Source organism: Frankia nepalensis, from assembly GCF_016786325.1.
GTDB lineage: Bacteria > Actinomycetota > Actinomycetes > Frankiales > Frankiaceae > Pseudofrankia > Pseudofrankia nepalensis.
On record NZ_JADWYU010000134.1, the window covers coordinates 46120 to 65440 of the forward strand.

The window sequence follows — 19321 nt, forward strand, 5'->3', positions numbered from 1 at the left end:
GGGCGCGAGCGATCGGCTCGCGCCCCGGCCGGCGGCGGCCAGCGGGTCGGGTCGGTCACCGCCGACGGCCGGCCGTGCGCGGGTCCAGACGGCGCAGCCGCGCGTAGGTGAGCGCGACGAGCAGCAGGCCGACACAGCACAGGCCGGCGAGGTCGACCGTGAACGCCATGGCCGAGTGCTCCCAGACGGGGTCGGCGACCGTGCCGGGGCTCACCCGTTCGTCGCCGAGCCGCTGGATGCCGACGAGGTCGGTCACCGACGCCGCCGCGGCGTACGCCCAGCGGGCGGGGAACAGGTAGCTGACCTGCTCCAGCCCCACCCGGCCCGCGAGCCGCACCAGGGAGCCGCTGAACACCAGCTGCGCCATCGTCAGCAGCGCGAGCAGGGGCATCGCCTTGTCGGTGCTGTCGACCAGGGCGGAGATCAGGAGCCCGGCCATCGCCGAGGCCATCGCGACCCCGGTCACGGCGGCCATCAGCTCCAGGGTCGGAAAGCCGGACAGGGTCCCGTCGGCCGGCCCACGGCCGATCGTCGCGACGGTCGTGAACGCCACTCCCTGGACACCGGTGATCATGGCCAGGACCCCCACCTTGGAGGCGAGGTAGGCGACGGTGGACAGGCCCACCGCCCGTTCCCGGCGGTAGATCTCCCGCTCCTTGACTATCTCCCGGATGCCGGCGGAGGCACCCATCAGGCAGGCGTTCAGGATCAGCATCAGCAGGACCAGCGTCGCCTCGCGGTTCGGCTGGCCCGTCGGCGTGGCGTGTAGCCCGAACGGAGCGTCGATGATCCGGGGGATCAGCCCCAGCACGAACGGGTACCCGATGAGCAGCCGCAGGTGGGCCGGGTCGGCGGCGATGACGCGCAGATAGCGGCGAGACAGCGTCAATGCCTGTGACAGAACCGACTGTTGGCGGATGCTCGGCAGGGCCGCCGGCTTGGGGCGCGTGCTCGGCACCCGGGCCGAGCCGCGCACGAAGTAGTCGGAGGCTCGATAGCGGCGAGCCAGCTCGCCGGCTCCTTCGCCGGACTTGAGGACGCGGAAGGCCTCTGACCAGGTGGCCGCGCCCAGGAAGGAAAGCGCGCGCTGGGGCGGGCCGAAGTAGGCGATATGCCCGCCCTTGGCGAGCACGAGCACGTAATCGCACAGGTCGAGCTGGGCGACGCTGTGAGTCACCACGATCACGGTTCGGCCGTCGTCGGCGAGCCGGCGCAGCGACTCCATGACCTCGAGGTCCAGACCCGGGTCGAGGCCGGAGGTGGGCTCGTCGAGGTAGAGCAGCGTCGGCTGGGTGAGCAGCTCCAGGGCGACGCTGGTGCGCTTGCGCTGCCCGCCGGAGAGCTTCGAGACCCGCCGGTCTGCGAGGTCGCCGCCGGCGGGGCCGGCACCCGGGCCGGCGGGAGCCTCCTGGCCGTCGCCGGCGTTGGCGTCGGCGGGCGCGTTGGTGAGGCCGAGCTCGGCGAGGACCGCGTCGACCCGCGCGCCACGCTCCTGGCTCGTGGTCTCCGCGGGGAAGCGGAGCTTGGCGCCGTACTCGAGGGCTTGGCGGACGGTCAGCGAGGTGTGCAGGATGTCGTCCTGCGGGACGTAGCCGATCCGGTGGCGCAGCTCGTCGTAGTCGGCGTACAGGTCGCGGCCGGCGTAGCGCACGGCTCCCACGTTGGCCGGCCTGACGCCCGTCAGCGCGTTCAGCAGGGTGGACTTGCCCGCGCCGCTGGGGCCGATGACGGCGAGCAGCGCGCGGCCGGGTAGCCGGAAGGTGATGTCGTGGAGCAGGCGGGCCTCGCCGGCGTCGACCGACAGCCCGTCCACCTCGAAGGCGACGTCGCCGGAGTCGAGGTACTCGACAAGCTGGTCGTCGGCGACGTGGAAGACGTGGTGCCCCACCGCGACGAGGTCGCCCGGGACCAGCCCCGCGCGGTCGACCCGGCGCCCGTTGACGAAGGTGCCGTTCGCCGAGCCCAGGTCGACGATCGTGATCCCGCTCTGGCCGACGAACAGCTCGGCGTGCCGGCGGGAGGCGAGCAGGTCGTCGACGACGATGGTGTTCGCCGTGGAACGGCCGATCGTCGTGACGCCCTGGGCCAGCGGGTGGACCCGCCCGCCGGCGGGATCGGTGGTCTGGCTGTCCCCGCCGCGGCGGCCGGCCGGCAGCACCGGCCCGGACACCTCGCCGAGCGCGCCGGGGAACAGGGTCCGCAGTTCGTGGTGGGCATCCGTCGCCGAGGCGTCGTGGCCATCGAGCCGGCCCAGCAGCCCGCCCGGGTCCAGCGCGGTCGTGACGGGCGGCTCGTCGCCGCCCGCCTGCTCGGGGACCAGCGTGACGTGCGGCCCGTCGGCGGCGCCGAGATGGAACCGGGTCTCGGCGCGCAGGTCGACCCGGCGCACCCGTCGGCCCGCCTGCCATGTCCCGTTGGCGCTGAGGTCCACGGCCGCCCAGCCGTCGGGCGTCGGCTCGACCAGCAGGTGGCGCCGCGACACCCGGTTGTCCGCGACTACCAGGTCGGCGGCGGTTGCGCGCCCGACGACGAACGGTCGGTCGGATGGAACCGTGATGGTCTGGGTCCCGCTGAGAATGGACAGGCCGGCAGGCATGACGTTCTACTTTCGTCTCCCGAGCATGGATGCGTCCGGGAGCGTAGGAATCCGACCTTCCCGCAACCTTCCCATCGGGCGTCGCCCAGGCGACGGGCGCGGCGGCGTCCCGCGATGACCGGCCGGGGTCGCTCTGACCGTCCGGGTCGCTCTGACCGGCCGGCGACCGCCGCGTGCCCGGCGGCCGCCGTCCCCGGAGCGCGCTAATCCCCGGTGGCGCCGTCGATGCGCTCGCGCAGCAGGTCGGCGTGCCCGTTGTGGCGGGCGTACTCCTCGATCATATGGAGGTAGACCCAGCGCAGGGTCAGGGTGACACCGCTCCGGCTGACGAAGGTGTCGTCCAGCGAGCGGCCCGCCGCGACGGACCGCGCCAGCGCCACCTCCGCCGCCAGGGCGTCGAAGGCCTCCTGGGGATCGGCGCCGTCCACGTCGTCGAAGTCCGCGTCCAGGTTCTCCTCCGTGAACCAGAGGTAGCTCACGTCCTCACCGGCGAACCGCCGGCGGAACCAGGAGCGCTCCACGTCGGCCATGTGCCGCACGAGGCCGAGCAGCGAGAGCGCCGACGGCGGCACGGACCGTTGCCGCAGCTGCTCGGCGGTCAGGCCGGAGCACTTGAGCAGCAGCGTCTGGCGGTGGTAGTCCAGCCAGCTCTCGAGCTGCTCGCGCTCGCCGCCGCTCGTCGGCTCGTCCATTCGGGTGATCTTCGGCGCGGTCCACGTCATGCCGGCATGATGCCTACGGCCTAGGACAATCTCGAACCGATTTCACCGGATCCGCCGGACGAGGTAGGAGAGGTGGTTTGCCGGGCTCGCCGCGCCGGAGCTAGGTTTCGGACCATGACCGAGACCTCTGGCGCGGCCCGGCTCAGTGTGGGTGACGCGGCTCCCGACTTCACGCTCCCGGACGCCGATGGCAAGGAGGTGTCGCTGGCGTCCTACCGGGGCCGTCGGGTGATCATCTACTTCTACCCGGCCGCGAGCACCCCCGGCTGCACCAAGCAGGCCTGCGACTTCCGGGACAGCCTGGCCCAGCTGAACGACGCCGGCCTCGACGTGCTCGGGATCTCCCCGGACAAGCCGGCCAAGCTGGTCAAGTTCCGGGACGCGGAAGGGCTGACCTTCCCCCTGCTGTCCGACCAGGACCGGTCCGTGCTCGCCGCCTACGGCGCCTACGGCGAGAAGACGCTCTACGGCAAGAAGACGGTCGGCGTCATCCGCTCGACGTTCGTCGTCGACGCCGCGGGAAAGATCGAGAAGGCGCTCTACAACGTCAAGGCGACCGGCCACGTCGCCAAGCTGATCCGCGACCTCGGCCTCGCCGCCGCCTGAGCGGCGCGGCCGGCGGACCAGCGCGCCCCGCGCGCGCCCAGACGTCCTAGGACGTCTGGGCGGCGGCGGTGACGGCCGGAGCCGTCTCGGTGTCGCCTGGTGTCACCGGGCGCAGGTTCAGGGCACCGAGGACCCGGGTCTCCCGCTCGTGCCGCAGGATGGACACCCCCGCGGGCTCCACGAGGAACCAGGCGCCGCTGGCGGGGCCGAGCCCCAGCCAACGGGCGATCAGCACCCGCGTCAGGTGGCCGTGGCCCACCAGGGCCACGTCGCCGTCGCGCAGCGCCGGGAGCGCCCGGGCGAGAGCCGCGTCGGCGCGGGCCGCGACCCGCGCGGCGCTCTCGCCGCCCGGGACGCGGCCGGTCCAGATCGTCCAGCCCGGCTGGTCCTCGCGGATCCGCGTGGTGGTGAGGCCCTCCAGGTCGCCGTAGTCCCATTCGGCGAGTTCTGGCCAGACCTCGCGGGCCGCGACGTCCAACGGCGGCGGGGTCGCCCCGTCGTCCTCGGCGCGCTGGGCCTGGGCCGGCCCGGGGCCCACCGGCGCGGCGCGCAGACCGGCGAGGTCGGCGGTCCGGATCGCGCGCAGCCGCGGGCTGGTCGCGACCAGCGCGAAGCGGAACTGCCGCAGCACCGGGCGCAGCGCGGCGGCCTGCCGCTCGCCCTCCGGGGTGAGCCCGATGTCGGTCCGCCCGGTGTGCCGACCGGACCGGCTCCAGGCGGTCTCGCCGTGCCGGACCAGCACCAAGCGGCCCGGTGGCGGGTGGTCGTGGAAGTCGAGGCTCATCCGGGCCGCCTGCCGGCGGCTTAGCCGCGCCGGCGCCGGCGGCGCCGCGTCGTCCGCGCGACGAGCAGCATGGTGGCGCCGGCGGCGAGCGCCACCCGTCCCCACCGCACCGTGCGCTTCGCCGGCCCGCCGCCCTGGCCGGCCGGCGCCGCCCCGCCCGCCGCGGCGGCGGGTGCCGGGACGGCGGTGACCGCGACGGCGCCGCGGCCCGCGGTGGGCGCCGCGCCCGCCAGCTCGACGGGGCGCGCGCCGTGGCCGACCCGGGCGCGCAGTTCGGCGGCCTTCGCGCGGACCTGCTCGCCAGCGCGCTCGGCGACCCGGCGAGGGCTGACGATCTCGGCGATGGCATCGATGGTCTCGGCCAGCTCGGCCCTGGTGTCCTCGATCTGGCGCTGGATGGTCGCTGGGTCCTGCGGCACCGATCTGACCTCTCGTCTTGCCGGGGCCGACGGCTGGTCCGCCGCGATGATCGCGCGCAGCCTGGGGCCGGAGCCAATGGAGCGCAGCCAGGAGAGCGCTGCCGGTCCAGTTCCAGAGTGCCAGAGCCAACAGCGCCTGACGAGCGGGAAACGGCCAGGACCGCGCGTCCGGGCCGGCGAGTCCACGCTGCTCGGGCGGCCGGCCGCGCGGAGCCCTGAACAAGATGGCTCCTGAGCGGGTGGCTCCTGAACGGGTGGGTGAGGTCAGTCCGGGCTCTTTCGCCCCGTTGAAACGGACCAATGGCCTCCGGACGTGGCAACTTCATGCCGGCATCCTTCGTTACGGTTACTGCTGGCCACGGGCCCGCACCGATGCGTACTGGCGGACCTGACCCGCCCCGCGCCTGTTCGTGCTCAGCACGGAGGATCATGGTCACGACCCGGCCGCCGTCGGCACCCGCCGACGGCCAGCGGCGCGCCCGAACACGCCCGCAGACCTCCCGGATCGGCTTCGCCGATCCGGCAGGAACCCCGGCGCGGCGCCGGCCGCGCCCCGGCGGGCCGCCAGGCCGCGCCCTCGGACCGCCGGCGGCGCTGGCCGCGCTGGCGCTGGCCGCGCTCGTCACCGGGACCGCGGCCTGCGGGGACGAAACCCCCGGGATGCGGGCGGCGCTGGCCGGCGGGCACCGGTCGGACGGCCTGCACGGGATCACCCCGGCGCGGCCGATGACGAAGCCCGCGCTCGACCTGACCGGGACGGACGGGCTGCCGTTCGACCTGCGGGCCAGGACCGCCGACCGGGTGGCGCTGCTCTACTTCGGCCGCACCCGCTGCCCGGACGTGTGCCCGGCGACGATGGCCGATCTCGCCGCGGCCCTGGGTGAGCTGGCGCCCGATGTCCGTGCCCACATCCGCGTGGTCTTCGTCAGCACCGACCCGGCGCGCGACACCCCGGCGGTGGTCTCCCGCTGGCTGCATCATTTCGACCCCGGCTTCGGGTTCTACGGCCTGACCGGCCCGTTCGACCGGGTTCAGGCGGAGGCGCGCGCGCTGGGGGTCGACGTCGAGGAGCCGGTCACGGGAACGGGCGGCCCGCTGGAGTCCGCGCACGGCGGCGAGGTGCTCGCGTTCGGCCGAGATGGCCGGCTGGCGCTGCGCTACCCGCCGGGTACCCAGATCACCGACTACATCCACGACCTTCCGGTCCTGGTGGCCGAGGGGGCGCCATGACGATGCAGCCGGCGACGGCCGGCCCGTCGCGGCCGGGTGCGACCCGGCCGCCGCTCGGCGCGCGGGCCTGGGTCCGGGTGGTCTCGACGCTGCTGCGGCTGGGGCTCGGGGTGGTGTGGCTGGTCGCCGGCGCGCTGAAGATCGGCGACCCGGACGGGATGGTCCGGACGGTGCGGGCGTTCCGGATCCTGCCGGAGGCGCTGGTCGAGCCGGTCGCCTACGCGGTGCCGTTCGTGGAGATCGTGCTGGGCGCGCTGCTCGTGCTCGGCCTGGCCGTCCGGGTGTGCGCGCTGCTGTCGGCGCTGATGCTCGCGGCGTACATCGCGGCGATCGCGTCCGCGGCGGCCCGAGGGCTGCGCATCGAGTGCGGCTGCTTCTCCTCCGGCGGCGAACTCGCGGCGGACGCGCCGACCCACTACACATCAGAGTTGGTGCGTGACAGCTTGCTGCTGGTGGCGAGCGGGCTGCTGGTCCGTTGGCCGGCCGGGTTCCTCGCGTTGGACCGCCTGCTGGACGGCCCCTCGCCGAGCCGGCGCCGCGCGCGGGCGCCGGAGGACTGGGACGACGCCGACGGGAACTGGGACGAGGCCGACGGGAACTGGGACGACACCTACGACGACACCTTTGTCGACGCGGACCGGCGGACGGGGCCCGCGTCGGGGCCGCGACGTGGAGACGGGCGGGACGAATGAGGCGCGACAGATGACCGCGGGCACGGGGCCGCGCGGGACGGGCCAGGGCACCGGGCCGGGGGCCGGCCGTGGGCGGGATCCGCGCGGCGGGGCGGGCGGGTCCCGGCGGCCCGGCTCGGGTCCGGGCGCGGGCGGGGGTGCGGGTGGGCGGGACCCACGCGCGGCGGCTCGCCGGGAGCGCGCCGCGGCGGCCAAGGCGGCGGCCGAGGCACGCGAGCGGCGCCGCCGGCGGCTGGTCGTGCTCGCCTCCGTGCTCGGCGCCGTGCTGGTCGCCGCCGTCATCGGGATCATCGTGCAGACCTCGCGCGAGGAGGACAAGCCGGTCGTGCTCCCGGCGGGCGCCACCGGCACCGACCACGGGATCGTCGTCGGCAACGCGAACGCCCCGGTGACGGTCGACCTCTACGAGGACTTCCAGTGCCCGGTCTGCGCCAGCTTCGAGTCCACCACCGGCCCGACGATCAGTTCCCTGGTCGACGAAGGCAAGATCAAGGTCGTCTACCACACGATGTCGTTCATCGGGCCCGACTCGGTCCGCGCCGCGAACGCCGCCGCCGCGGCGGCCCAGGAGGGGAAGTTCAAGGAGTTCCACTCGTTGCTGTTCGAGAACCAGTTCGAGCGGGAGAACTCCGGAGCGTTCACGAACGACCGCCTGATCGAGCTCGGCAAGAAGGTGGGGCTGACCTCACCGGCATTCGTCGACGCCGTCCGCTCCGGGAAGTACGACGGCTACGTCGCCGAGATCGACGACGCCGCCTCCAAACGGGGCGTGACCGGTACACCCACCGCCATGGTCAACGGCAAGACGCTCTCGAACGACCAGTTGCTGCCCGACGCGTTCAAGGACGCGGTGAACGCCGCTGGCTGAGGGGCCTGAACGGGCCGGCGCCCGGAGCGCGTCGGGACGCGACGCGAGATGCTGTCGGAAGGCTGTGCCGTCCGTCGGCGGCGCGTGTTCCGGAGGTATCCGGGCCGGACGAGTTCCGGCTGGCGGGAGTCTGGCTGGACGGCCGGGCCCGGCGCGGTCGGCTCCGGCTGACCTGGTCCGCCGGGCGCCCGCCCGCCGGCAGGCACACGCAGGCCCGTCTCAGCCCGGTCGCCGCTCCGCGCGCCACGCACGACGTCGGCGCGCCCACGGCGCCCTATCGACGACTCCGAGGAGTCCGCGTGACCGTGTCCAAGCTCGACGTGCGCACCGACGACGGTGTCATGGACGTATATCTGCACCTGCCGGCCGGCCACCAGGCCGAGTCCGGCGACGACCCGCTGCCGCTCGTCGTCATGTACCCCGACGCGTTCGGTGTCCGGCCCGCCACGTTGGCCATGGCCGACCGGCTCGCCGGGCTCGGCTATGCCGTCGCGCTGCCGAACGTCTTCTACCGCACCCCCGACGCAGGTCCGTTCGACGCGGCCACCGCCTTCAGCGACCCCGAGGCCAGGACGCGGCTGTTCGGCGTCATGGCGAAGGCAAACCCGACGGCGGTCATGGCCGACACCCGCGCGTTGCTCGCCGCGCTCGACGACGCGGCGGGAGTGAACACGGAACGGATCGGCGCCACCGGCTACTGCATGGGTGGCCGGCTCGCGTTCATCGCGGCCGGCACGTTCGGGGACAGGGTCGCCGCCGCGGCCTCGCACCACGGCGGCCGGCTCGCGGTCGAGGACGATCCGGACAGTCCCCACAAGCGGGCGGCGGACGTGCGTGCCCGGCTCTACTTCGGCGTCGCGGACCAGGACGGCTCCTGCACCCCGGAGGACCAGGCGCGCCTCGCCGCGGCGCTCGACGAGGCGAAGGTCGACTACCGGATCGAGCTCTACCCCGGCGCCCTGCACGGCTACGCGGTGTCGGACTTCCCCGTCTACGACGAGGCCGCCGCCGAACGCCACTGGGACCGGACCGCCGAGCTCTTCGCCGACGTCCTGAAGGCCGGGGCGGCGTGAGGGCTCGCCGCGGCGGGGGGCGTGGCCCGGGACCGCGGCCGCCCGCCCACCACCGGCGCGGGAGGGCGTGAGGCCCTGATCGTGGCTGGCGCCGGGGTGTCCGGCGCCTGTCCGGCACCAGCCGCGATCCCGCTGGGCGTCCGTCCCGGACAGGATCGCGCCTTGCGGGCCTCAGAGGTCGCCGCGGCGGCGTAGGGCGGTCAGGGCGATGACGCCGGGGACGACGGGCAGCCAGTAGCCGATCAGCCGGTAGACCAGCACGGCGGCGACCATCGGCCCGGCGGCCCCACCGGCGGCGGCCAGGCCGATCGCCAGCGCCGGCTCGATCGCGCCCACGTTGCCGGCGGTCGGGGCGGCGCCCGCTACCGCCGAGCCGACCAGATATACCGCCGCCACCGACAGCACGCCGACCTCGCCCCCGAACGCCCGGGCGCTCGCCGTCAGCGCGATCACCTGAGCCACCTTCGTCCCGGCGAGCGAGGTCGCGAGCACGCTCGCCCGGCCAGGGGAGCGGGCCAGCTCCCGCAGGTGGGTCCAGAAGGTCTTCAGGGGCCCGCGCAGCCGTTCCCGCACGCCACGGCGCGCGAGCGGCACGCCAACCGCGGCGGCGACGCCGGCGGCGGCGACGCAGGACGGCCCGAGACCGAGGCTGGTCACGGTGTCGCGCAGCGGCCCGGTCAGCGCGCTGGTGATCTGCGAGTCGCCGACCAGCGCGGCCACGAGGGCGATCGCGGCCAGGTGCACCAGCCCACAGACCACCTTGGTGGACGCGATCGTGGCGAGCCCCGCCGAGCGGGGCAGGCCCCGGCGTTCCAGGAACCGCAGGTTCACGGCGACCGCGCCGATGCCGGCCGGGATGATCCGGTTCGCGGCTGCCGCGGCGCACTGGACCGCGGTCGTCACACGGACGCCGAGCGGCAGCCCGCTGCCGGCGCGCAACGCGACGCCGTTGGTGACGTAGTACATCGTCGCCCCGAAGCCGCACAGTATGAGCCACGGCCAGTCCGGCGCCGGCACGTCGGCGAGCTGGCGCTCGACGTCGGAGCGGAACCGGAACGCGAGCATCGCCAGCGGGACGCCGAGGATCACGCCGAGCAGCAGCGTGCGCCGCCGTGGGAGGCGCGGCCGCGCGCGCAGCCGCGCGGTCAGGTCGAGGTCGACACAGTCCAGGGCGCGCCCCGCGGCACCGCGGGGACGGGCGGCGGCCCGGCGCCGGGGCGCCGGCAGCGTCACCGTGCCCCCGGCCCCGGTCGCGCCGCCCATGAGCGGGACGGCGAGGGCGCGCGGCATCGTGAGCCCGCTGGTCAGCATCGGCACGGCGGGCGAACCCAGGAAGACCGGGATGCTGGCCGGCCCGACGAGCGCCGGGACCGTGGCCGGACGGGTGAGCACCCGGATGGTGGGCGGGTTGGCGAGGATCGCGCGTGTCGGCCGGGTGGTGAGCGCGCGACGTCTGGAAGGACGGCCGCCCTGAGCCGCCCGCGGGCTGGTGCCGGTGGAGGGCGGCCCGTGGTCGGAAACGGGCGATGGCGGCCCCGCCGGTGAGGCGGGGCGCGCCGGCAACCCGGTCGGGTCCGATACCGGCGGCGTCCGAGTCTCGATGACTGGGCTCCCCTCGGGCAGGATGGTTGAGCGGAGTCAGACCGACTACTACCCGCTTTCGGTCCGCTCCGCCCGTCTCATTGTGCGCACGGCCGTGCGCGTTCGGCCATCCGCGGTCGACCGTCACCATCAGTCATCACGTCCGGCGGGTGACGGCGGTTCCCCGCCGGCCCGAACAGTCGACCACGGTAGGCGTTGTGACGTCATTGTGGGTCTGTCAGGCGACGGGTCACCCTGTCACCGGGTGTCTGGTCGACGTCCGACGGACGAAGGATCGGGGGTGGCCACGGTCGACCGGTGACCGACGGTCATGACTGGCGCGCCGACGGATACGTGCGGGCCTCGGCCACGAGGGCGCGAGGCGTCGCCGGCCGCGGGGGCTACCCACGGGGGCTACCAACGACCAGTTGACGTCGATGGGCTAGATGACGTCGATGCCATCGAGGATCGGGTCACGCCGGGTCATCCATTCCGGAGTGATGTCGTCGAGCGCGGGTGCCCCGGGACGCCGGGCCATCGGGTCGAGCGGGCGGCCGGTGGCCGGGTCGACGCTGTCCGGGTGGATCGAGCGGTGTGGTGGGGGCGGCGACGAGATCGAGCGGCTCTGGCCGCGCGGCGGCCCCGCGTGGGGGCGCAGCCGCGGGTCGATCGACCCGGGCAGCCCGCTGGCGCCGAGGACGCCCAGCGAGTCGGTCGGCCCGCCGGGGCCGCCAGGCCCGCCGGGTCCGGTGGGCCGGTGGGTCGGCGCCTGTCCGGGGTAGCCCGCGTCCGGGCGTGGCGCCGGAGCGGCCGGATAGCCGGCGGGCCGCTCCACGCGGCCGTGTCCGCCCGGAGCGCCGGGCATGCCCTGCCCCGGGCGGGGGGGTCCCGCGTTCGGCCCGGGCAGGGGGCCGGAGTGCGCCGCGGCCGGCCGCGCCCCCGGCGGCGCGGGCTGGCCAGGGCCGGCCAGCCCCGGCAGGCCGCCGGGCCCCGAGATGCCGGGTAGTGACGGCCCTGACGAGCCCGCCTGCGCGGGCGGCATCGGGCCGGGCGGGCCCGGACGCCGCGGCGCGCCCTGGGGCGGCTGGCCTGGCCCGGTGAACGGCCGTCCGGGCGGCGCGGTCTGCCCAGGCGGCTGCGGACGCGGCGGCCCGCCGGCCGGTGGTGCCTGGTCGCCCGGCCGGGCGGGTGGCCCGAAGCGCGGCCGCGTGCCGGGATTCCCCTCCGGCCCAGGGCGCGGGGCCGGGCCGGAGAACACGGAGTCGCCGCCCGCGGCCGGGAGCGGCGGAACCGGGACGGCCCCGGTCAGGCCCGGCGGCGGCAGGATCGGATTCGCCCCTGTCAGTCCGGGCGACCCGAAGCCGAGGCTGGCCGCGGTCGTCCCCGGGGGCGGGAACGCCGGGTTGGCGCCAGCCGCCTCGGGCGGCGGGAAATCCAGGTAACTTTCGCCCGGCGGAGGGATACGTGGCATCGGCCCGGTCGGCGGCGGCGGGAACGGCGGCGACAGATCAATGCCGCGCGCGGGCGAGGCTCCCGCCGGATCCGGGGTCCCTCCGCGATCGGCGGAGCCGCTCTGGGAGGTCTGCTGCGGGGCCCTCGGCGGTTGGCCCGTCATGGGCGGCGGCGCGGCCGGTGGCGGCGCGGCCGGCGGCGGTGGCACCGGCCGCGCGGGCGTCGAACTCAGCGCGGGGATGAGTACCGGCCGACTGGCCGTGGCCGCTGGCGCGGCGACCCGAGGCGGCATCACGGGTGGCTGCGCGACGGGCGGCGGCACGGCTGGCGCCGGTGGCGGCGCGACCGGTGGCTGTGGGACCGGTGGCTGTGGGACCGGTGGCTGTGGGGAGGACACCAGCGGGACGGCCCCGATGGGCCGCGCCGCCGGCGGCTCCGGCAGCGCGCCGGGAAGCAGGCGACCGTCCGGCCCGACCACCGGATGCCCGCCGGATGCCGCCGCCGGCCGCGCGGCTGGCGCGCCGCCCACGCCGGAGGCGGCCCGGGCGGGACGGGCCGCGCCGGGCAGCGCGCGCGGTTGCGCGATCTCCTGGTCGGCCGCCGGCAGCTCCGGCGGCAGGCCGGCGACGGCGACGACGGAGGCGCACGGCCAGAGCCGGTCGCAGCCGAGACAGACGTCGAACTCGTTGGGCTGATGGAGGTCGATGAGCGCGAGCAGGGAGCGGATGTGCTCGATAGTGCGCGGACCGGCGAGCACCGGACCGCTCCTGATCATGTCAAGTTCCGAGCACAGCCGACCGTAGTAACGCTCGACGTCGGAAACGCCCTGATCCTCCATTAATGCCAGCATGCACTATCAGGTCGGGCGCGGCTCAGGCGGCACCCGACTAGGGGCGGGAATGGCCCAGTGCGACCGTGTCACGCGGTCACGCGCGCTCGGGCCGGACCTCGTCGTTGCGGCGGACCTGGCGCATCAGGCCCTCCTGCAACCGGGCGAACTCCTCGATGTACGGGCTGTCCGCCGGGTTCGAGCCGGGCAGTTCCTTGCCGGGCGCGCCGCGGTCGAACACCGGCTCGAAGCCGGCATACTGGCCGCCGCCGGCCATCCGCTCGGGCTGGCCGTTGTCGAAGGACGGATAGTGGCTGCCGCCCTGGCCGCCGGGCGCGCCCCGGTCGCTCGGCGCCTCGTAGGCCGGGTAGTTGGAAGGTGGCGTGCTCGGCCGCTCGGGTGCCCCGTCGAACGACGGGTAGTGCGCGCCGTTCGGGGACTGGGCGCGGTCGGCCGCGGCGTCGTAGCCATACGGGGACGAGCCGTTGCTGGACGGCGCCGGGTTGATCGACAGCGGCGCCGAGCGCAGCGCCTCCGCGCCCGACTCCTGCTCACCCGACAGGAAGCCGTCAGACTGCGGGAAGATCCGAGCCGAGAGGCTGACCGACATCGGGTCGCTGCCGTAGGTGATCACATCGACCTGGTCGTCCGGGCCGATGCCGCCGTTGCGGGCGAGGTCGACGAACCGGAACAGATCGGCCCACCGCAGGCCGTCAAGGTCCACACTGATGCGGAGTGCCATATTGCGTCCCGTCCCGTGGTCTGCGTCTTGTGCCGGCGAAAGTTGACCTTCCGGTCAGCGAGCAGGAAGGGCCGGCCCGTCCGCGGGGTAGCTTCCCCGCGTTCCCGGGGTAGAACTGTCCAACTCCGGGTGATGGGCGGCAGCTTATAACGCGTTGGGGAGGCGTTCCCCATCCGGGGAGGTTGGTGGCCCCTACCAGCGAAGATCCGTCTGGCGGGGCGTTGCCGACCATTCTGCTGGCGAAGTCGGTGTAAGGGACCGGGGAGCGTCGGCCCGCGGCGGGGTAGTGTCGCGCGCGTGACCAGTGTTTCCGGCGGTGTCAACGGCATCGGCGGCACGGCCGGTGTCGATATTCGCGCCGGGGCGCTGCCGATCCGCCTCCTACATGATCGTGTTCTCGTCGAGCCGCGGGAGGACTCGATCGACCGGCGGTCGAAGGCCGGCATTGTGATTCCGCCCACCGCCAAGATGGGCAAGCGGCTGTCCTGGGCCGACGTCGTCGCCGTCGGGACCGCGGTGCGGACCATCCAGGTGGGCGACCGGGTGCTCTTCGACCCCGAGGACCGCGCCGAGGTCGAGCTGCATGGTTCCACCTACGTGCTGATGCGGGAACGCGACGTGCACGCGGTGGCGGCCGAACGCCTCGACGACGGACTGACTGGGCTCTACCTCTAGCGACACCTCTGGACCTCCGGCGACAGCGCTGGCGACGCCCGGCGTCGGCTCGCCTGCCCGGCGTCGGCTCGCGGCCCAGATGGCGGGGCGTGTTCGGCGGCTCCTCGGCCGCGCGGATCGACCCAGGCCCGTCGACGGGAGCCACCAGGCGCCCTTAGTCGTCGTAGCCCTCACGTACGGCGAAGCGCGTCAGCTCGACGCGGTTGCGCAACTGGAGCTTGCTCAGAACGTTGTGGACGTGGTTCTGCACGGTTCGCGGGGAGACGCCCAGGCGCTCGGCCACGTCCCGGGCGGACAGGCCCTTGGCGACGAGGCGGAGCACCTCCACCTCCCGGGCGGTCAGCCGCGGCGCGCCCGGCGGCTCGGGCCGCCGGGCGGCCCGGGACATCTCGCCGAGGACCAGCGCCGCGAGCCCCGCGCTGAACACCGGAACCCCGGCCGCCGTCCGGCGCACCGCGTCGACGAGCTCCTCCGGCCGGGCCGACTTCACCAGGTAGCCCGACGCGCCGGCCTTGACCGCGGCCAGCACGTCCGCCTGCTCCCCGGAGGCCGAGACCACCAGCACCGACCCGTCGAACGGCCCCTCGCCGAGCAGCGCCCGGATGACCTCGACGCCCGAGCCGTCGGGCAGCGAGAGGTCCAGCACGACCAGGTCCGGCCGGGTCGCGGCGACCACCCGCAGCGCCTGGGCGACCGACCCGGCCGTCCCGACGACCGGGAAGCCGGCCGCGTCGAGGTCGCGGCTGAGCGCGTCCCGCCACAGCGGGTGGTCGTCCACGACCACCACCCGGCGGGGCTGAACCGCGGGCGTCGCGTCATCGGGGGACACGCAGCTCCACCTCCGTACCCTGCCCGGCGCGGCCGAGCACGCTGACCTCGCCGCCCAGCTCGCGGATCCGGCCGCGTACGCAGACCGCGAGCCCCAGCCGGCCCCGCGCGGCGGCCTCCTCGACCCGCCCAGGCGGGATGCCGACCCCGTCGTCGCGGACCGTGACGACGACCTCGTCGCCGTCATCCTCCAGCAGGACCCAGGCGGACGCGCCGGGACCGGCGTGCCGGGCGACGTTGTCCAGCGCCGCCCGGACCGCCTCGACCACCTCGGCGACGTGGTTGGCGGGCAGCGTCACCGGGACGCCCGGCGTCGCGACGGTCACCGCCGGCAGCCGCGCCGGCGCCCCCTCACCCGGCGCCCCCTCACCCGGCGCCAGGTCGCCCGCCAGGTCGCCCGCCGGGGCGTGGGAGGCGGGCGGCTGGGCCGGCCGGCCCAACCGCAGCAGCGCCTCGGCGAGGTCGGTCCTGACGGGGCCGGCGCCGGCCGGTCCTCGGGAGCCGGGGTACGCGCCCAGGCCGGGTGGGCCGTCGTCGGCCGGGGCGCGCAGGAGGTCACGCAGCGCGGCCTCCTGCTCGGCAGCCAGCCGCGCCACCTCGGCCGACGGCAGTCCCCTCGGCGCCTCCCGGGCGATCAGCGCGAGCACCTGCAGCACGCCGTCATGCACGTCGCGGGCGAGCCGCGCGCGTTCGGCGTCACCGGCGCGCGCGGCCAGCACCTCGGCCAGCTGGGCCTGCGCCCGCAGCGCCGTGTCGCTCAGGTACCCGGTGACCGCGCCGGCGAGCAGCACCTGCGTCCACGTACGGACCAGCGAGTCCGTGACGGTGCCCCACTCAGGGAAGAAGGCGGCGCAGACCAGCAGCGCGCTCACGACCCCGCCCGCGGCGCGCCAGACGAGCGCCGCCGCGAACACCCCGCTCGTCGCCCACACCATCGGCACGGCGTGGCTCTCCCTGGGGCCGACGAGCCCGGCCGCCAGCACCGCGGCGACGCAGACCACGACGTCGGCGGACGTGAGCACCCGCAGGACACGCGGGCGGTCCGCCTCGACGGCGGGCACCAGCAGCGTCAGCGCCACCGACCAGACGACCATGGACACGACCAGCGCGACGCCGAGGGTGGGGCGATCGGCGCCGTCCAGTCGGGTGGCCGCCGCGACGGTCGCATAGCCAAGGGAGACGAGGCGGAAGACGGCCAGCGATCGCCAGAGGGCGCCCCGCACCCCGTCCGGCCCTCGCGCCCAACGAACGATCGCGCGAACGGCGCGGCCCCAACCGGCCGGCGCCGCGCGCCACGCCGCTCGGCGGCCTGGGCCGCGCGTGGCTTCGCCATTGTCGCGCGGCTCCGGCCGGGGCGCCGCCGAGGCATCGAGGAACATCGTCGCGGCTCTCTTCCGTCAGCGGCGCGGATGTTCCACCAGTCTGGCGCAACCGGGCCTTTCCGCCCTGAGCGTTCCTACTCATGGCAGATCGGACGTCGATACTCATGGCGGGCGGAGCGCGGGCTCGGACACTGGCCGCCATGACCAACAACGCGCCCACGTCCCGGGCGAGCACGGCGTTCTTCGTCCAGGCCATCCTCTCCTTCGGGGTGGCGCTCGGCGCCACCCTCGTCGCCGTCGCGTACATGCCCGTTGACGGCTGGATGCGTGGCCTCATGATCGTCGGGCTGCTGTACGTCGTCACGTCGACCTTCACGCTCTCCAAGTGCGTGCGTGACCAGCAGGAGGCGTCCAGCGTCGTCAGCCGCGTCGACCAGGCCCGGCTGGAGCGCCTGCTCGCCGAGTACGACCCTTTCGGTGGAGCCCCCGCCCCGCTCCCCGGAAAGGCCACGGCCTTCGCCACCGAACCACCGTCCTCGCGGACCCCGGCTCCCTGACGTGGCGACCGTGGCCCGGCCCGCCAGCCCACCCGTGGACCGGCGGGCCGGGCCCTGGCCTGCCCGGGCCGCGGATGTGGCCGGACAGACACGACGGAGACCACCTGGATGTTGGCCTGGGGCCGCGTCGGGCCCGTATCCTTCGCACCGACTTTGATGATCCAGGCGACGGCCGGCGGCCCGGTGTCCGCCGTCATCCAGCGGGGGACGCCCCGGGCGATGTGGCACCCGGGCCGTTCTGGTATCAATGCCCCGATTTCGGGTGATGGTGCCGGGTGGCCGTGCTGGTCGGCCCGGGCCGACCAGCCGGTTTCGGGCCACGTTGATGCCCGGAAATGGGGACATTCGGCGCCGGGGCGCTCCGGCGCCGGGGGCATTGCGTATTGTGACCATCCGATCTCGTTCGGGTATGGAGTTCGGTGCGCCGGGGCAGGCTGTTGCCGTCCTCGGAGGGCCGGTGACCATCCCGGCGGCCGCGGCCGGTGGGCCGCGGAACGTGGGAACGGGCGAGGACGGCGGCGGCAGCCGGCGGGACCGGGGACGGACCGCGCGGGCTGGCGAGCCGGGATGGGGCCGGTGCGGCTGGTGTGTCAGGGCCGGTTGACCGGCCAGTTGCGGACGGGAAGGACAAAGGAGAGGCATGGCTCGCGACTTCGACGCGCGGCGCGGCGTGGACGTGGACGACGACGAACTCCAGGAACAGAGCCTGGAGTCCCTGAAGGCGCAGCGGGTGGGCGCCGCCGCCGACCTGGGCGACGACGTGGACGCCCTCGAGACGGAGCTGGACCTGCCGGACGCCGAGGTGCGCGACGAGGAGCTCTCGCTGCGCGTGCTGCCGCGTCAGGCCGACGAGTTCACCTGCACGAGCTGCTTTCTCGTGCACCATCGCAGCCAGCTGGCCGACGTGCGCCGCACGGTCTGCTCCGACTGCGCGGCCTGAGCGGCCACAGCCGCGCGGGGCTTCGCCATCGTCGCGCGGCTGTGGCTGGCGCGGCCTGAGCGGCCTCCGCCGCGCGGGGCTTCGCCATCGTCGCGCGGCTGCGGCTGGCGCCGCCTGAGCGGCTCGCGATCACCGGCGCGCGACGGCACCCGCCGTCGGCGGCCGGCGCGCCTCGAGACCCGGCAACGGTAAAGAGACAGAGAGTGTTCCCCCAGCTACCGTACGTTGGGTGCTGGGGGGTGGTGGGATGCCGGGCGAGCGCGACGACGGCTCCGGGGGGCACGGCGGGTCACCGAGACGCGTTCCCCGGCGGCTTGGCGCCGCGAACCGTCGAGGATCGGCGGGGCGGCCCCGGCGCGGCCCCGCCCGGTCGGAGGCCGGGCGGGGAAGCTCGCTGACCCGGTTCACCCAGCCGACGGCCACGCGGTCCCCCAAGACCGTCGCGCGGCAGGAGCCGGACCGGCCCACCCCGCCACCACTGCGCTGCCGGCTCGCGCCGCCCGCGCTGCCCGTTCCGCACCTGCCCCGACCGCGGCTGTGGGAACTGCTCGACGCCGCCACCACGCGAGCACTGACAATCGTGCGTGGCCCGGCGGGCTGCGGCAAGACCGCGCTGCTCGCCTCCTGGTACCTGGCCCGCCGCGACACCATCCCCCTGGTCTGGCTGCAGGTGGACCCGGGGTCGGGCGTGGAGGCCGACCCGGCCTCCACGCCCCGGGCGCCGTTCTGGGAGCACCTGCTCGCCGCGCTGCGGGCTCACCCCGAGATCACGGCCGACGGGGCGCTGGACCGGCTCCACCCGCCGGCTCCGGGAGCCGCTCCCGACCGGTTCTGCCGCGAGCTGCTGGGCGCCCTGTCCGGGGGATGCCCTCGCCCGCTGGTCCTCGTCGTCGACGACGTCGAGCTGACGCGGGACCCAGCCGACGTCGCCGGCCTGGAACTGCTCGCCACAGGCGCCGCCGGCCTGCGGCTGGTGCTCTCCGGCCGCCGGGTGCCGGTCGCCGCGCACCGGGCACGCGCCGCGGGCCAGCTCACCGAGATCGGTCCCGACCTGCTCGCCTTCGACGCGGAGGAGGCCGGGCGGCTGATGACCGCGCTGCGGGCACCGGCCGCCGCGGGCGCCGGACTGCTCGCGGCCACCCGGGGCTGGGCCGCCGGGCTGCGGCTGGCCGCCGCCGGGCTCGCGGCCGTTCCTGACGGCGGCGGCTCTCGTGGCGGTGGCCCGGGCCTGGCTGGCCTGGCCGCGTCGGTCGGCGTCGCCGGTCCCGGGGGGGGGGGGGGGGGGGCCCGGCGCGCCCGCGCCCCCCCCCCCCCCGGGGGGGGGGGGGGCGGCGCGGCCGGGCTGTACCGGCAGGTCGCGGGGCACCTGGCCGAGGCTGGCGAGCCGCTCGCCCCGCGGGCGCCC

Annotated in this window: 18 protein-coding genes; 9 read left to right on the plus strand and 9 right to left on the minus strand. The window is 75.4% G+C overall.

Translation table 11 applies throughout. The features are described 5' to 3' along the window. Nucleotides 1-55: 55 nt before the first annotated feature. Nucleotides 56-2596 carry an FHA domain-containing protein gene (locus I6A81_RS18545; RefSeq protein WP_203005616.1) on the minus strand — a complete coding sequence of 847 codons (2541 nt, stop codon included), beginning with the start codon at nucleotides 2594-2596 and terminating at the stop codon, nucleotides 56-58. A gap of 203 nt (nucleotides 2597-2799) precedes the next feature. Beyond that, nucleotides 2800-3318: a DinB family protein gene (locus I6A81_RS18550; RefSeq protein ID WP_203005617.1), complete on the minus strand. Its 519-nt coding sequence runs from the start codon at nucleotides 3316-3318 to the stop codon at nucleotides 2800-2802. A 114-nt stretch (nucleotides 3319-3432) separates the two neighbouring features. Here I6A81_RS18550 and bcp point away from each other — a divergent pair, with 114 nt between their 5' ends. Continuing rightward, complete coding sequence (gene bcp / locus I6A81_RS18555) at nucleotides 3433-3924, plus strand: thioredoxin-dependent thiol peroxidase (RefSeq protein WP_203005618.1); 492 nt, start codon at nucleotides 3433-3435, stop codon at nucleotides 3922-3924. A gap of 46 nt (nucleotides 3925-3970) precedes the next feature. Here the strand turns inward: bcp and I6A81_RS18560 are convergent, their stop codons facing one another. Continuing rightward, entirely contained in the window at nucleotides 3971-4708 is a 738-nt protein-coding gene (locus tag I6A81_RS18560) for a histidine phosphatase family protein (protein ID WP_203005619.1), read from the minus strand. A 20-nt stretch (nucleotides 4709-4728) separates the two neighbouring features. Beyond that, a complete protein-coding gene (locus tag I6A81_RS18565; protein WP_203010248.1) occupies nucleotides 4729-5127 on the minus strand; it encodes a DUF3618 domain-containing protein in 399 nt (132 codons plus the stop codon). A gap of 429 nt (nucleotides 5128-5556) precedes the next feature. Between I6A81_RS18565 and I6A81_RS18570 the strand changes: the two genes are divergently transcribed. From I6A81_RS18570 to I6A81_RS18585, 4 genes are all read left to right on the plus strand, one after another. Continuing rightward, nucleotides 5557-6357: an SCO family protein gene (locus tag I6A81_RS18570; protein ID WP_203010249.1), complete on the plus strand. Its 801-nt coding sequence runs from the start codon at nucleotides 5557-5559 to the stop codon at nucleotides 6355-6357. Then, nucleotides 6354-7049, plus strand: coding sequence for a MauE/DoxX family redox-associated membrane protein (locus tag I6A81_RS18575; RefSeq protein WP_238430099.1), 696 nt, complete (start codon nucleotides 6354-6356; stop codon nucleotides 7047-7049). The genes I6A81_RS18570 and I6A81_RS18575 overlap by 4 nt, the downstream gene beginning before the upstream one ends. Before the next feature lie 10 nt (nucleotides 7050-7059). Next, complete coding sequence (locus I6A81_RS18580; protein WP_203005622.1) at nucleotides 7060-7917, plus strand: DsbA family protein; 858 nt, start codon at nucleotides 7060-7062, stop codon at nucleotides 7915-7917. A 299-nt stretch (nucleotides 7918-8216) separates the two neighbouring features. Further along, complete coding sequence (locus I6A81_RS18585; protein WP_307874744.1) at nucleotides 8217-8990, plus strand: dienelactone hydrolase family protein; 774 nt, start codon at nucleotides 8217-8219, stop codon at nucleotides 8988-8990. A gap of 171 nt (nucleotides 8991-9161) precedes the next feature. Here the strand turns inward: I6A81_RS18585 and I6A81_RS18590 are convergent, their stop codons facing one another. The 3 genes from I6A81_RS18590 to I6A81_RS18600 all read right to left on the minus strand — a co-directional run bounded on the left by I6A81_RS18590 (nucleotide 9162) and on the right by I6A81_RS18600 (nucleotide 13594). Then, nucleotides 9162-10382 carry a lysylphosphatidylglycerol synthase transmembrane domain-containing protein gene (locus I6A81_RS18590; RefSeq protein ID WP_307874745.1) on the minus strand — a complete coding sequence of 407 codons (1221 nt, stop codon included), beginning with the start codon at nucleotides 10380-10382 and terminating at the stop codon, nucleotides 9162-9164. Between the two features lie 631 nt (nucleotides 10383-11013). Next, the gene (locus I6A81_RS44600; protein WP_203005623.1) at nucleotides 11014-12861 is read right to left on the minus strand and encodes a hypothetical protein; all 1848 of its coding nucleotides are present in this window, start codon (nucleotides 12859-12861) and stop codon (nucleotides 11014-11016) included. Between the two features lie 88 nt (nucleotides 12862-12949). Further along, the gene (locus I6A81_RS18600; RefSeq protein WP_203005624.1) at nucleotides 12950-13594 is read right to left on the minus strand and encodes a hypothetical protein; all 645 of its coding nucleotides are present in this window, start codon (nucleotides 13592-13594) and stop codon (nucleotides 12950-12952) included. Between the two features lie 297 nt (nucleotides 13595-13891). On the opposite strand from I6A81_RS18600, the gene I6A81_RS18605 reads away from it, so the two are divergent. Next, nucleotides 13892-14269 (plus strand): GroES family chaperonin, encoded by a 378-nt coding sequence (locus I6A81_RS18605; protein ID WP_203005625.1) that lies wholly within the window; start codon nucleotides 13892-13894, stop codon nucleotides 14267-14269. A 154-nt stretch (nucleotides 14270-14423) separates the two neighbouring features. Here I6A81_RS18605 and I6A81_RS18610 read toward each other — a convergent pair whose 3' ends face one another. After that, nucleotides 14424-15098 carry a response regulator gene (locus I6A81_RS18610; RefSeq protein WP_203005626.1) on the minus strand — a complete coding sequence of 225 codons (675 nt, stop codon included), beginning with the start codon at nucleotides 15096-15098 and terminating at the stop codon, nucleotides 14424-14426. After that, complete coding sequence (gene macS / locus I6A81_RS18615) at nucleotides 15085-16320, minus strand: MacS family sensor histidine kinase (RefSeq protein WP_307874746.1); 1236 nt, start codon at nucleotides 16318-16320, stop codon at nucleotides 15085-15087. Before macS ends, I6A81_RS18610 begins: the two co-directional genes overlap by 14 nt. Before the next feature lie 299 nt (nucleotides 16321-16619). Between macS and I6A81_RS18620 the strand changes: the two genes are divergently transcribed. From I6A81_RS18620 to I6A81_RS18630, 3 genes are all read left to right on the plus strand, one after another. Then, nucleotides 16620-16976, plus strand: a complete 357-nt coding sequence (locus I6A81_RS18620) for a YiaA/YiaB family inner membrane protein (protein ID WP_203005628.1) — start codon at nucleotides 16620-16622, stop codon at nucleotides 16974-16976. Between the two features lie 640 nt (nucleotides 16977-17616). Next, nucleotides 17617-17916, plus strand: coding sequence for a DUF4193 family protein (locus tag I6A81_RS18625; protein ID WP_203005629.1), 300 nt, complete (start codon nucleotides 17617-17619; stop codon nucleotides 17914-17916). A gap of 229 nt (nucleotides 17917-18145) precedes the next feature. Continuing rightward, nucleotides 18146-19321 (plus strand): AAA family ATPase (locus I6A81_RS18630; RefSeq protein WP_203010250.1); only part of this gene is annotated, 1176 nt, incomplete at its 3' end.

Coding starts and splice junctions, on each gene's coding strand:
- I6A81_RS18620 (WP_203005628.1), top strand. CDS start 16,620: ATGACCAACAACGCGCCCACGTCCCGGGCGAGCACGGCGTTCTTCGTC.
- I6A81_RS18580 (WP_203005622.1), top strand. CDS start 7,060: ATGACCGCGGGCACGGGGCCGCGCGGGACGGGCCAGGGCACCGGGCCG.
- I6A81_RS18600 (WP_203005624.1), bottom strand. CDS start 13,594: ATGGCACTCCGCATCAGTGTGGACCTTGACGGCCTGCGGTGGGCCGAT.
- I6A81_RS18625 (WP_203005629.1), top strand. CDS start 17,617: ATGGCTCGCGACTTCGACGCGCGGCGCGGCGTGGACGTGGACGACGAC.
- bcp (WP_203005618.1), top strand. CDS start 3,433: ATGACCGAGACCTCTGGCGCGGCCCGGCTCAGTGTGGGTGACGCGGCT.
- I6A81_RS18575 (WP_238430099.1), top strand. CDS start 6,354: ATGACGATGCAGCCGGCGACGGCCGGCCCGTCGCGGCCGGGTGCGACC.
- I6A81_RS18545 (WP_203005616.1), bottom strand. CDS start 2,596: ATGCCTGCCGGCCTGTCCATTCTCAGCGGGACCCAGACCATCACGGTT.
- I6A81_RS44600 (WP_203005623.1), bottom strand. CDS start 12,861: ATGGAGGATCAGGGCGTTTCCGACGTCGAGCGTTACTACGGTCGGCTG.
- I6A81_RS18570 (WP_203010249.1), top strand. CDS start 5,557: ATGGTCACGACCCGGCCGCCGTCGGCACCCGCCGACGGCCAGCGGCGC.
- I6A81_RS18550 (WP_203005617.1), bottom strand. CDS start 3,318: ATGACGTGGACCGCGCCGAAGATCACCCGAATGGACGAGCCGACGAGC.
- I6A81_RS18560 (WP_203005619.1), bottom strand. CDS start 4,708: ATGAGCCTCGACTTCCACGACCACCCGCCACCGGGCCGCTTGGTGCTG.